We start from the raw sequence: 12952 nt of genomic DNA, 5'->3' as shown, positions 1-12952 counted from the left end.
AAAATGCGTTTAGTCGGGTACACTGTCGGAAATACGAGATGAGAATGACGAATGAAAAAGAAAACATCGCTCAGCGAGGAGGATCAGGCGCTCTTCCGTCAGCTGATGACCGGGACGCGTAAAATCACGCAGGACACCATCGTCCATCGCCCGCTGCGTAAAAAAATCAGCGAAGTACCGGTCAAGCGTCTTCTGCAGGAGCAGGCCGATAACAGCCACTATTTTTCAGATGAATTTCAGCCGCTGCTCAACACGCAAGGGGCTGTGAAGTACGTACGCGAAGACGTCAGCCATTTTGAGCTGAAAAAATTACGCCGCGGGGATTATTCGCCGGAGCTGTTTCTCGATCTGCACGGTTTAACGCAGATGCAGGCGAAACAAGAGCTGGGGGCGTTGATCGCCGCCTGTCGCCGTGAACATGTTTTTTGCGCCTGCGTGATGCACGGCCACGGTAAACATATCCTCAAGCAACAAACGCCGCTGTGGCTGGCTCAGCACCCACACGTAATGGCTTTTCATCAGGCACCGAAAGAGTACGGCGGAGATGCCGCGTTGCTGGTGTTGATTGAAGTGGAAGAGTGGCAGCCGCCAGAGTTGCCCTGACAGAATGGCGGGAAGCACATTGCGCCCCGCCATATCGCACGTCACGTCAGATAGCTTTTGCCATCTTCAGGTTGCACGGACTCATTTGCCAGTTGAAGACACCTTTGCCCGTTTCGTCGAGAGAAACATTGGCAATGGCGGATGTCGTGAACATCGGCGGGGTTTCGCCCGGGCACAGCTCAGATACCAGATAGCCAACCAGTGGCAGGTGGGAAATGACCAGCGCGGAAGCGACACCTTCATTGCACAGCGCCTGAAGATAAGCGCTGACAAGGCCTACATCGCCACACGGGGTGAGTTCAGGCAGAACATCCACACTGGTCGGCAGGTTCATACACTCCCCTACCACATCCAGCGTCTGTTCTGCACGCAGGAACGGACTCACCAGAACGCGTTCGATGTCCACTTTTTGACCGTTAAGCCAGGTCGCCATCAGACGAGATTCGTCGCAGCCACAGACGGTCAAAGGACGTACTGAGTCACTGGCGGCATCGAGTGCCGCGTCGCCGTGACGCATGATAAAAACTTGCATATTGCACCGCTTTTGTTAACCAGAATCACCGGCGTTAACTACCCGCGATAAATGCTAAGAGGTAGAAAACCCGATGGCCGGGCATTGTGCCTGATCCATTCGGTGAATGAAACGCTGTTTTTTACCTCAATGGCGTAAGTATAGTCAATCTCTGTTTACAAAATCGCCAGAACAGATCCATTCACTTCAGGATTTACCCTTCTTTGACCTCAGCTTACGAGGACAGTTTCCCTTGCAGGCCAAAATGTCTGGCCGCGTTCCGCCATCTGCAATAATTGGTCACACGGTGTAAAGCGTGGACCATATTGCGAAGCCAGACGTTGCAAGATAGCAACCACTTCACCCGCGCCGAGCGTATCCATGTAACGGAACGGGCCGCCAAGGAACGGCGGGAAACCAATGCCAAATACCGCGCCGATGTCACCATCGCGTGCACTCTTAATCACCTGCTCATCAAAGCAGCGCGCCGCTTCATTGAGCATCATCATCACGCAGCGCTCAGCGCACTGAACGGCGGACAGTTTTCCCTGACCTGTGGTCGAAATGAGTCCATATACCGAAGGGTCGACCTGTTTCCTGCTTTTACGCCCTTTCGCGCCGTAAAGATAGAAACCGCGTTCATTTTTTCTGCCTTTGCGATCGTCCTTCAAAATCGCAGAAACAATGTTTGCAGGTGGGCTAAAACGATCGCCATATGCAGCTTCCAGCACTGGTATAATTTTAGTGCCGGTGTCTATTCCCACCTCATCCAAAAGTTGGATTGGGCCAACGGGGAAACCAAACTTTACCAGCGCCTCGTCGACGTGCTCAATCTTCTCCCCTTCCGTCAGCAACCGCATTGCTTCATTAATGTAGGGAGCCAGAATGCGGTTGACGTAGAAGCCAGCTTTGTCCGCTACCACAATCGGGGTTTTGCCCTGTTTTTTCGCCAGCTTCACCACGGTGGCAACAGTTTGCGGACTGGTAGTCGCGTGCGGAATAACTTCCACCAGCGGCATTTTTTCGACCGGGCTAAAGAAATGCAGCCCAATCACCTGCTCCGGGCGCGCGGCTTTCGCTGCGATATCGCCAATCGGTAATGACGACGTATTGGAGGCAAAAATGGTATGCGGGGCGCAATGTTGCTCAACGTCTGCCACCATCTGCTGTTTAAGCGCCAGATCTTCAAACACGGCTTCAATCACCAGATCGCGGTGCGCAAAACCGCTGTAATCCGTCGTACCGGATATCATCGCCAGGGTTTTGTCGCGCTCGCTTGCCTTGATATGGCGGCGCTTGACCTTTTGATCAAGGTTCTGCCAGCTGTACTGTAGCGCGTGATTGATCCCCTTAGGATTAATGTCTTTGATTCGTACAGGCAATTTGCCTTTGCTGGCGGTAACAAAAGAAATTCCGCCACCCATGAGCCCCCCACCCAGTACGCCAATCGCACGCAGCGGAGCGGGCTGCGCCTCGCTGCCCGGATCTTTTTTCACTTCCGTGCTGGCGAAGAAGATGCTGCGCAGCGCCTGCGACTGCGGCGTCATCGCCAGTTCGCCAAAGGCTTTGGCCTCCGCGGCATAGCCGCTGCTGCTTCCCTGCGACAGCCCGGTCTCGATCACTTCGAGGCTCCGCTTTGCCGCCGGGTAATTGCCTTTGGTTTTTTGTTCGGTCTTTTTGCCCACCATGTTGAACAGGAGCGTTCTTCCCAACGGGCCGGCCAGCACGCGCTCACGTACCGGCAGAGGACGTTTTGCCTGACGCCCTTTCAGCGCAAGCTCAACGGCGGCCTCCAGCAAAATGGACTGCGGCACGACGTCATCGACCAGACCGGCTTTCAGCGCCTGGCGGGCACGCAGCTGTTTACCGGTTAAGATCATCTCCAGCGCCGTGCTTACGCCCACCAGGCGCGGCAGTCGTTGCGTTCCGCCGGAGCCAGGCAGCAGGCCCAGCTGCACTTCCGGCAGACCCAGAATCGTTTTCGCATCGTCGGTGCAAATCCGGCTGTGACAGGCCAGCGCCAGCTCAAGCCCGCCGCCCAGGCAGGCACCGTGGATCGCGGCAATGACCGGGATCGGCAGACCGTTGATCTCCGCCATGACCTGCTGGCCCTGACGCGCCAGCTCTTCGGCTTCCAGAGCGCTTTGCGCCCGGGCGATCATGTTGATATCCGCGCCGGCGATAAAGTTATCCGGCTTGGCAGAGATAAACACCAGACCACGAATGGCTTTGTTGTCGCGGATCTGCTTTAGCATCGCGCGCACCTGAACACCAAATTCGGCCTTCAGGGTATTCATCTTTTCATCAGGCACATCAATAGTGATAACGGCCACGTTATCGAGGCGAACCGTCAGATTAAATGCAGATGGCATATCCATTATTCAGCCTCCAGAACCATTGCTGCGCCAAGGCCACCCGCCGCACAGGCGGTAACGAGGCCAAACCCGCCGCCGCGGCGACGGAGTTCATGTAATGTTTGCGTGATCATCCTCGCCCCTGTGGCGGCAAACGGATGACCGTAGGCGATAGAGCCGCCCAGCACGTTGAATTTACTCTGATCCACTTCGCCCGTGGCATGGGCGCGGCCCAGCACATCGCGCGCGAAACGCTCGCTTGCCAGCAGCTGTACGTTTGCCAGGGTTTGCGCGGCAAACGCTTCGTGCATATCAATCAGGGTTAAATCAGCCAGCGTCAGCCCCGCGCGCTCCAGCGCCAGCGGCGTGGACCACGCCGGACCTAACAGCATGTCCTGCCAGACATCAATGGCGGTGAAGGCATAGCTGCGTAAATAGCCCAGGGGAGTGATGCCCAGCTCCTTCGCGCGGGATTCGGTCATCAGGATCACGGCGGCGGCGCCATCCGTCAGCGGCGTACTGTTCGCCGCCGTCACCGAGCCGTGTTTGCGGTCAAACGCCGGGCGCAGTTTGGCGTAATCCGCCAGCGTTGAGGTGCCGCGAATATTGTTATCTTCCACAAGCGGTTCACGGTAGGGGGGAATATAGGCGGTCATGACCTCGTCGGTTAGCTTGCCTTCCGACCAGGCTTTTGCCGCAAGCTGATGCGAGCGATGCGCCAGAGCATCCTGCTGTTCACGCGTAATGCCGTACGTTTTCGCCATCTGCTCGGCGGTATCGCCCATGCGCAGGCCGGTGGAGTATTCCGCGACGGCAGGTGGTACAGGCATGAGGTCGCGCAGGCGTAAACGCGAGAAGAGTTTGAGTTTCTGACCCGTCGTGCGGGCTTTATTGGCATCCACCAGGATGCGCGCCAGCTTTTTACTGACCCCAATTGGCAGCACCGAAGAGGAGTCCGCTCCACCCGCAATCCCGGCGCGAATCGTGCCCGCCATCAGGCTTTCAGCGACGTTAGCCACGGCCTGGAAGCTGGTTGCGCAGGCGCGGCTGACGCTGTAGGCATCGGTATGCACGTTCATCCCGGTACCGAGGACGATTTCCCGCGCAATATTGGGGGCTTCAGGCATCTGCACGACCTGACCGAATACCAGCTGTTCGATGACCTCAGGCGGAATTTCGCTGCGAGCCAGCATCTCCCCCACTACCATTTTCCCCAGGTCGACGGCCGGTATGCCATGAAACGCCGTTGCCTGACGCGCAAATGGCGTGCGCAATCCACTGACTATGGCAATGCGATCGCCCTGACGGGTAATAAGCGGTAATGCCTGACTCATAACACTCCCCTGTAAAAAATTTTCGCAAACATAAAGTGGTCTGACCTGATAATAGTCTTAACCATTTTTTACATTCAGCCAATCGGGGAAACGAAAAAGTGCGAGCTAAAACACAGAGAAGAAAAAGAAAATGCCCCCAAGGAAAAAGCAAAACGGTAACCCACAGGTTACCGTTTTTAGTGTTTGCACCCTCTCCCGTGGGAGAGGGCTGGGGGTGAGGGCATCAGGCCGCAGAGATTAACGCAGGCCCAGCTGGAAAATCAGCGTTTCTGCTTCGCAGGCGAAGATAAAGTCGATGTCCAGCTTCACGCCGCCTTCCACTTCGGTAAAGGTAGACTTGATTTCACACGGATCGGATTCAACGTCACGCGCACGCTTGCTCAGCGCGGTCAGGGTCTCTTCCGCTTCGGCACGGTTGGTGAATACACGGCTGTAAGAGGCGGTGCAATCGGTGTTGTCCATGATGGTCCCAACATCCATACAGCAGCAAACCGGGGTTTCATCAGCACTGCATTTACTCATAGCTCAATTTCCTCTGTATTCGCGCAGCGCGCGAGATAGACACGATGCTGATATTTTACGCCCCGGAGCGGGCGCTCTCCAGCCGTTAATGGCGCAAAATCGGAGAAGTGACCAATATCACACTAAAAAATGATCTAAAACAAAAACCACCCTTTTGGGTGAGTCGTGATGGTCACAATTTTGCCAACCAGATCTCGTTTCACGAAACATGCTTGAAAATATTAATAAACAAACTTGCAACATTCCGGCTGGTCAGACCTATACTCTGGCCACTGGTCTGATTTGTCTGTCATACCTCAGACCCTACACTTCGCGCTCCTGTTACGGTATGTAACAATTATTGAATAAAAATAACTCAATGAGGTTATGGTCATGAGCCAGAAAACCCTGTTCAACAAGACTGCGCTGGCAGTCGCAGTGGCACTCGTCTCCACTTCCGCCTGGTCAGCGGGCTTTCAGTTAAACGAATTTTCTTCCTCTGGCCTTGGCCGTGCGTATTCCGGGGAAGGCGCTATCGCTGATGATGCGGGTAACGCGAGTCGTAACCCCGCGTTGATCATGATGTTCGATCGTCCGACTTTTTCTGCCGGTGCGGTTTATATCGATCCTGATGTCAACGTTTCTGGTAAGTCGCCTTACACGGGTGCGAGCCTTAAAGCAGACAATATTGCCCCAACAGCATGGATCCCAAACCTGCACTTCGTTGCGCCTATCAACGAACAGTTTGGCTGGGGTGCATCCGTAACGTCTAACTACGGCCTGGCTACCGAGTTCAATAACAACTACCCGGCTGGTGAATACGGCGGTAAAACCGATCTTACTACGCTGAACCTCAACCTGAGCGGTGCGTATCGCCTGAACGATAACTGGAGTTTTGGCCTGGGCTTTGATGCCGTCTACGCCGACGCCAAGATTGAACGTTATTCCGGGGAACAGACTGCTCGCCTGCCTAAAAACAGCAATAAAATTGCCAGTCTTGAAGGTGATGAGTGGGGCTATGGCTGGAACGCCGGTATCCTGTACGAGCTGGACAAAAACAACCGTTGGGGCCTGACCTATCGTTCCGAAGTGAAAATTGACTTCGACGGCGATTACAAGAGCGGCATCCTGAAGCCTGTGAACAATCTGGTTCCAGGTGCGGGCACTACCATTCCTTGGGGAACGTCCAACCAGACCGTTCCGGGTTCACTGTCGCTGCATTTGCCAGAAATGTGGGAAGTCTCCGGTTACAACCGCGTTGCACCACAATGGGCTATTCACTATAGCCTGGCCTATACCAGCTGGAGCCAGTTCCAGGAGCTGAAAGCGACCGGAACCAATGGTCAAACGCTGTTCTATAAGGACGAAAGCTTCCATGATGCCTATCGTATAGCGTTGGGTACCACCTACTACTACGATAAAAACTGGACTTTCCGCTCCGGTATCGCATTTGACGACAGCCCGGTTCCGGCAGACAAACGTTCCATTTCCATTCCGGATCAGGACCGCTTCTGGTTAAGTGCTGGTGCGACCTATGCGTTGAACGAGAATGCATCCATCGATGCGGGCGTATCTTATATGCACGGTCAGAAAGTAACGTTCAAGGAAGGTCCGTACGAGTTTACCTCTGAAGGTAAAGCCTGGCTGTTCGGTACGAACTTCAACTACGCGTTCTAATCGCGCTGGAATCAAAAAAGGTGAGCATTGCTCACCTTTTTTATTTACTCCGAATCGATATCTTTTAGTTCGTTTTCGATCGCCTTCGCGTTTGGATTCTCTTCCGGCTTCAGCTTGCCGCCGTTGGCAATAAAGTCATGATTCTGGAAGTACGCTTCACGCACCATAATGTACGGGTCAGAAGACTGGCGCAGCAGACCATCAGAGTCGAGCAGTTGCGCGCGTGTTTCAATCCCTTCCACCGTCCATTTACCCACCGACAGCGGCCAGGTCAGCCACGAAAGGACCGGATACAGCGTATCCACCATATCGCCGCCATCATCACGGAGGGTGAAGCTACCATAGAACGGTAAATGCACGTACGGACCATACCCGACGCCATAGTGTCCCATCGTGCTGCCGAAACGGTGCGGCTGTTCACGCTGCAGTTTCTGGTTAGCCATACCTGCAACATCAATAAAGCCACCCATACCCAGAATGGAGTTCAGGAAGAAGCGGGTAAAGTGGACCATCCCCTGATACGGGTCGCCCTGCAGGAAGTAGTTCACCATTACCGCAGGCTCTTCGAGGTTGCTGGTAAAGTTACTTAACCCGTTACGCGCGGGTTGTGGAACATAATCGCGCCATGCTACTGCCACCGGACGAACCACATACGGGTCCAGTACGTTGTAGTTGAAGCTATACATTGAGCGGTTAAATCCTTCGAGAGGATCGGAGCGTCCCGTTTGCTCACCGGAGCTGGCGCAGCCCACAAGCATCGTCGCGCCAAGCGCAAGCGCCGACAGCCGAAGTTTCATAAATATCTCCCTGTTCAGTATGGCTATCGTTGATTGCCATCCGTAACGGAGCCGTTGACGCTCCGTCTGTAAACGTGCAAGCGATTGTAACAGCACGTTTACCGATGTCTATGAGCACAATTACGGGCAGTAACCACCGTGACTCTGATCTCAGCATAGCCTGGCTTTTGGAATTCGTTTCGCTGGCAATTTTATAATGACTTTGAAAGAGATGTATCACCTTTGTTGTCATTGCCGCCAATTTAAGAGCATCCCCACAGGCATCCCGATAAAAGCCGCTACGCTTAACAGAAAGATCAACCTCCGGGAGCAGATATGAAAGATGTAGGCGAAGAAAAAATTGGCGAGAGCACTGAGGAGCTTGAAATTGAAAGCGAGGAGAAAGCGCGCGGCGAGAAGATAGAAATTGATGAAGATCGCCTCCCCTCCCGCGCAATGGCCATCCACGAGCATATACGCCAGGATGGTGAAAAAGAGATGGAGCGCGACGCGATGGCCCTCTTCTGGTCAGCCATCGCTGCCGGGCTATCAATGGGCGCATCTCTGCTTGCAAAAGGGATATTTCATGTGCAGCTGGAAGGCGTACCCGGTGGATTTTTACTGGAAAACCTCGGCTATACCTTCGGCTTTATTATTGTCATCATGGCCCGCCAGCAGCTGTTTACCGAAAACACGGTGACCGCCGTTCTGCCGGTGATGCAAAACCCCACACTTGGTAATTTCGGTTTATTGATGCGGCTCTGGAGCGTGGTTCTGCTGGGTAATATCATCGGCACGGGCATCGCGGCATGGGCGTTTGAATATATGCCGATCTTTGATGAACCCACCCGGGATGCGTTTGTGAAAATCGGCATGGACGTAATGAAAAACACGCCGGTCGAGATGTTCTCAAACGCCATCATCTCAGGCTGGATTATCGCCACGATGGTCTGGATGTTTCCTTCAGCGGGAAGCGCCAAAATTGTGGTGATCATATTGATGACCTGGCTGATTGCGCTGGCGGACACCACGCATATTGTGGTCGGTACCGTTGAAATCCTCTATCTGGTCTTTAACGGTACGCTTCACTGGAGCGATTTCTTCTGGCCGTTTGCCCTTCCGACGCTGGCGGGAAACATTTGCGGCGGAACGTTTATCTTCGCGCTGTTAAGCCATGCCCAAATTCGTAACGACATGTCGAACAAACGCAAAGCTGAGCTCAAGGCACGGGAAAATGATGATAAATCGACAAAAAAATCGACCTGAATGGTGACTCTTTGAGCAGTCAGGCGGCGATGCGCTTAACGCAAAGTGTAAATAAGGCTATACTCGTGCCGCCTCGTCCCCTTAGTTAAATGGATATAACGAGCCCCTCCTAAGGGCTAGTTGCAGGTTCGATTCCTGCAGGGGACACCATACACACCTCTTCTGACATCTACCAAATTCAATAAAATCCCTTTATAATCAGTTAAAAACCCTCCATTCTGGCTATGCAACGTCAACTGATGTCTCCCCATTTCAACGTGTATCAATAAACGCTTGGGGGCCTTAGTGGGGGCTTATCCTGTTCAATAAAAATAAGGCCCCCAAAAATGTCCTTAAATGCGCGTCAAGTCGAGACTGCAAAACCTAAAGACAAAGCCTATAAGCTCGCTGATGGCGGAGGTCTCTATCTCTTAGTGAATACTAATGGTTCAAAGTACTGGCGCATGAAGTATAGATTTGCTGGGAAAGAAAAAAAGCTCTCTTTCGGAACCTACCCGAACATTTCACTTGCGGAAGCTCGCACTAAACGAGATGAATCAAGAAAGGTATTGTCGAATGATAAGGATCCCGGAGAGGTCAAAAAAGCCGCTCAGCTAGCCAAAAAACTCTCAGTTACCAACACATTTGAAGCAATTGCCCTCGAATGGTACAGTGCGAAAGTTTCTGGTTGGTCGAAAAGTTATGCTGATTACGTCAAGCGAGCTTTTAAAAATAATGTCTTCCCCTATCTAGGCTCTAAGCCAGTGAATGAAATAAAGCCACTGCAGCTTTTGTCCGTATTACAACGAATGGAAAAGCGCGGAGCACCTGAGCTTGCAAACAAAGTACGCCAACGTTGTAGTGAAGTTTTTCGCTACGCGATTGTTACAGGTCGTGCCGATTACAACCCTGCAGCTGATCTTGGTAGCGCTTTGCAAGGCCATGAGAAACAGCACTATCCATTTCTTACCGCCACCGAACTGCCTGATTTTTTGCAAAAGTTATCAAGCTACTCCGGAAGTATTATTACTCTTCTCGCAACCCGATTGCTCATGCTAACAGGCTTGAGAACAGTAGAGTTACGTCTGGCTGAATGGAGTGAAATTGACTTCGATAATCGTATCTGGGAAATCCCCAAAACTAGAATGAAAATGAAACGTCCTCATGTTGTCCCGTTATCGGCTCAATCCTTGGGCGCTCTTCGTCAATTGAAAGAACTAACAGGAAGCTACCAGCTTATTTTTGCAGGACGAAACGATGTTAACAAAGCGATGAGTGAAGCAAGCGTCAATATGGTTATAAAAAGGGTTGGCTACGATAAGAGAGCGACTGGGCATGGTTTTCGCCACACCATGAGTACCATTCTGCATGAGCAGGGGTTTAATACAGCTTGGATCGAAATGCAGCTCGCTCACGTGGATAAAAATAGTATTCGCGGCACATACAACCATGCACAGTATCTGGAAGGAAGACGAGAAATGATGCAGTGGTACGCTGATTATATTGACAAGCTTCTCAGTTCATCGGCAAACAGTTAGTGTTAGTTCTCCGTTCCTGAAGGAGCGGGGAATGTCATTCTTTTTTTTTTTGTTCTATGGCCATCTGGCATATTTATCACACAGAATGAATATAAGCATGAGGCGTTCTAAAAGGAAAACATTCACTGCGGGGCTCAAAAACTTACCCAATGCACATTGTTAGTCTTTCCTGGTAGCCCGTCGAACTTCTCAAAGAAATACTGGTGATCAGTGGAGAGCATGAGCTGATTTTCACTGTCGACCACAATCCCTGAGAGCCTATGAGTGAAAAATTCGGTGAATAATGCACTGCGGCAAATAAGCTACGACACGAAAGTAGATATATGTGGCCATGGCTTCTGGGCAACGGCCAGTAGTTCTTTGATTCACACAAACAGTACAGTTCTGACATAACTCCACGCCCCCCACACTGGTGCGATCTGATCCTGCTGGTCGTGTGATGGTGCGTTCTGACGAGCGCTGGACACACCAGAAAACAATAAGACGTTCCCCCTCCAGAAATGGCGGAAATCAGGCTCTCTACCCATAGGTAAAAATGGACTGTCAGATGGTGCTGACCAGCAAGCTGCTGACGGCCGCGGCTTTCGATAAAATTATAAAACAGCTTAAACGAACTTACTGAGCAACTCACAGAGCAAACAGGCGATAACCCCTGACGTTAATTAATAAAGTTTATTACTCACAGGGACCGCTGAATGCGTTGAGCCGGGCGGGAGTGCACCAGCATTAGGTTACCCCAATCAGGAAGGTAGCGTCATAAGAAGAGGTTAGAAATCTGGGTAAAGGCAACTATCTAGTGACGCTGAAAAACATTCCATATGTACGGACAAAGCCGGCTCCGGAAGATGATATGACTGCCCGCTTGCTGACCATTACGTGTAAATGGAAAATCAGCCATCAGCTGACGTCGATGACTGACACGATGATTTATTACAGAGGAGAAATGGCAGACCTGTACAGTCATCGCAGGGAAATAATGCTGGGATACAGGAGATAAAACAGACGATACGACTTAGCAAACTGACGATGGTAAGTAAAAAGCCGGAACTTATTGAACAGGAACTTTTGGGCTGCTTACTCGCTACAATCCTATTATGTATCATAAAATTAAAACAACTTACCATCTGAAAGGAAACTGACAAAACCAACGTATTTTATCAGAATCATGCGGAATGGTAATGTGAATGTTGATAACATTTAAGGACGCTCCTCCGGGGCGGGTCCGGAGTTGGTATGCGATAATAAAGGTATGGTACAGCCTGTAAAGTTACCGACAAGAAGGCAAAGGGGCTTCCCGAGGGGAAGAAAGGAGCGGGACTGTAAATACCCAAAGCCCAGAAAAAGAACCAGTCAGTTGCTTAACTAACTGGCATTTCTGATGGGACCGTGTTTTTCCCAGCATAATCACTCATAATTGATCGTAAAGTTTGCCGTTGCGTTAGCTTCACCGGCCTTGATGCTACTTTCCGTTTGCACATAGCGGGCCGTAAAAGTGTAGTTATTGAGCCCATTAGTGGTGGCGCCCAACGACAGAGCCTCGCCAAACGTTACTTTGTTCTGTCCGTAGAGTAATTCTAGGCCCACGCCGCTAGCGGTGGTAAAAGCATCAAGATTGTTTAACGGCAAAACGGTTCCGTGGTTTGTTGATACCCCTGTAAACGTAATCGTTGGTTTAATGCTAGAGTCACAGTTCATTCCTAGTGTGAAACCTGTGTTACCGGCGCTGCTGCCGATACCGTTAAAATGTGAAACATGTACATCACCTAAAGAAACTGTCGGAGTGTTATTGGTTAACTGGCAGCTTTTAACGTTGACGACAAAACTGTTGAGGATGATATCGACCATATTTACTCCATCTGAGGTGCGCCAACGCGTTAAAATGCCCGCAGGTACGACGCCACCTTGCGATATTTTACCCGCTTGGTACAAAAAGATGGTGGCATTGCCAATATCCAACCAACGTCCTAAGCCGAAGTTAATGGTGCTTGCTGCGCGCGTGTAATCGCCACCCGCGGTTGTTGGAAATAGAATGCCTGTTGCCGTACCGGGAGTATACACGATATACATATAAAGATTTGGGATACCAGTTTCAATATATCCCGTATTTCCCGGTGAATCCCCTGCCCGTAGCGGATAGGAACTATCCGTCATCATAAAACTCTCGTCCGCGGTGCATGCGGCTATACGCTGCGATGAGCTAATGCCCATCGCAGCCGCCATGGTGGTAGCACTAATTGCCTGCGTCTGTCTCTGCGTACCGGCGCTGACGCCCGGATCCAACGTATCGGTGTTAAAAGAGATTGAGACGCTTCCAGCTTTAGCCCCATTTTGCAGCGTGCAGGTGGCCAGCGCACTTGTCATGCTAACGGACAGTGTAGCCAGGGCCCCAAATACAACATATCGTTTCATCATC

At 51.6% G+C, this 12952-nt stretch carries 10 protein-coding genes, 1 tRNA gene and 1 pseudogene; 6 read left to right on the top strand and 6 right to left on the bottom strand.

Annotated features, from left to right (window positions below; genetic code table 11):
• Nucleotides 1-51: 51 nt before the first annotated feature.
• Nucleotides 52-603 carry an endonuclease SmrB gene (smrB, locus tag ACWKXN_RS06620; RefSeq protein ID WP_033146105.1) on the top strand — a complete coding sequence of 184 codons (552 nt, stop codon included), beginning with the start codon at nucleotides 52-54 and terminating at the stop codon, nucleotides 601-603.
• Between the two features lie 46 nt (nucleotides 604-649).
• Here the strand turns inward: smrB and sixA are convergent, their stop codons facing one another.
• From sixA to ACWKXN_RS06600, 4 genes are all read right to left on the bottom strand, one after another.
• Nucleotides 650-1135 carry a phosphohistidine phosphatase SixA gene (sixA, locus tag ACWKXN_RS06615; RefSeq protein WP_032659231.1) on the bottom strand — a complete coding sequence of 162 codons (486 nt, stop codon included), beginning with the start codon at nucleotides 1133-1135 and terminating at the stop codon, nucleotides 650-652.
• Nucleotides 1136-1344: 209 nt separating this feature from the next.
• A complete protein-coding gene (gene fadJ, locus ACWKXN_RS06610; protein ID WP_454543526.1) occupies nucleotides 1345-3492 on the bottom strand; it encodes a fatty acid oxidation complex subunit alpha FadJ in 2148 nt (715 codons plus the stop codon).
• Entirely contained in the window at nucleotides 3492-4802 is a 1311-nt protein-coding gene (gene fadI, locus ACWKXN_RS06605; protein WP_033146108.1) for an acetyl-CoA C-acyltransferase FadI, read from the bottom strand. The genes fadJ and fadI overlap by 1 nt, the downstream gene beginning before the upstream one ends.
• 237 nt (nucleotides 4803-5039) lie before the next feature.
• Nucleotides 5040-5324: a YfcZ/YiiS family protein gene (locus ACWKXN_RS06600; protein ID WP_045888684.1), complete on the bottom strand. Its 285-nt coding sequence runs from the start codon at nucleotides 5322-5324 to the stop codon at nucleotides 5040-5042.
• Nucleotides 5325-5696: 372 nt separating this feature from the next.
• Here ACWKXN_RS06600 and fadL point away from each other — a divergent pair, with 372 nt between their 5' ends.
• Nucleotides 5697-6980: a long-chain fatty acid transporter FadL gene (gene fadL / locus ACWKXN_RS06595; RefSeq protein WP_033146109.1), complete on the top strand. Its 1284-nt coding sequence runs from the start codon at nucleotides 5697-5699 to the stop codon at nucleotides 6978-6980.
• A gap of 44 nt (nucleotides 6981-7024) precedes the next feature.
• Here fadL and mlaA read toward each other — a convergent pair whose 3' ends face one another.
• Nucleotides 7025-7777: a phospholipid-binding lipoprotein MlaA gene (mlaA, locus tag ACWKXN_RS06590; RefSeq protein WP_023312585.1), complete on the bottom strand. Its 753-nt coding sequence runs from the start codon at nucleotides 7775-7777 to the stop codon at nucleotides 7025-7027.
• 315 nt (nucleotides 7778-8092) lie between these two features.
• On the opposite strand from mlaA, the gene ACWKXN_RS06585 reads away from it, so the two are divergent.
• From ACWKXN_RS06585 to ACWKXN_RS06570, 4 genes and pseudogenes are all read left to right on the top strand, one after another.
• Nucleotides 8093-9022 carry a formate/nitrite transporter family protein gene (locus ACWKXN_RS06585; protein WP_029740160.1) on the top strand — a complete coding sequence of 310 codons (930 nt, stop codon included), beginning with the start codon at nucleotides 8093-8095 and terminating at the stop codon, nucleotides 9020-9022.
• A 75-nt stretch (nucleotides 9023-9097) separates the two neighbouring features.
• Nucleotides 9098-9172 (top strand) — tRNA-Arg (locus tag ACWKXN_RS06580).
• A 176-nt stretch (nucleotides 9173-9348) separates the two neighbouring features.
• Nucleotides 9349-10539 (top strand): tyrosine-type recombinase/integrase, encoded by a 1191-nt coding sequence (locus ACWKXN_RS06575; protein ID WP_454543525.1) that lies wholly within the window; start codon nucleotides 9349-9351, stop codon nucleotides 10537-10539.
• A 388-nt stretch (nucleotides 10540-10927) separates the two neighbouring features.
• Nucleotides 10928-11901, top strand: a pseudogene (locus ACWKXN_RS06570) (IS4 family transposase); the annotation flags it as partial.
• 42 nt (nucleotides 11902-11943) lie between these two features.
• On the opposite strand, the gene ACWKXN_RS06565 reads toward ACWKXN_RS06570, so the two are convergent.
• Complete coding sequence (locus tag ACWKXN_RS06565) at nucleotides 11944-12951, bottom strand: fimbrial protein (RefSeq protein ID WP_454543524.1); 1008 nt, start codon at nucleotides 12949-12951, stop codon at nucleotides 11944-11946.
• Nucleotide 12952 lies beyond the last annotated feature (1 nt).

The sequence above is a fragment of the Enterobacter sp. UPMP2060 genome, assembly GCF_053709655.1.
This window is presented reverse-complemented; position numbering and strand designations above follow the sequence as displayed.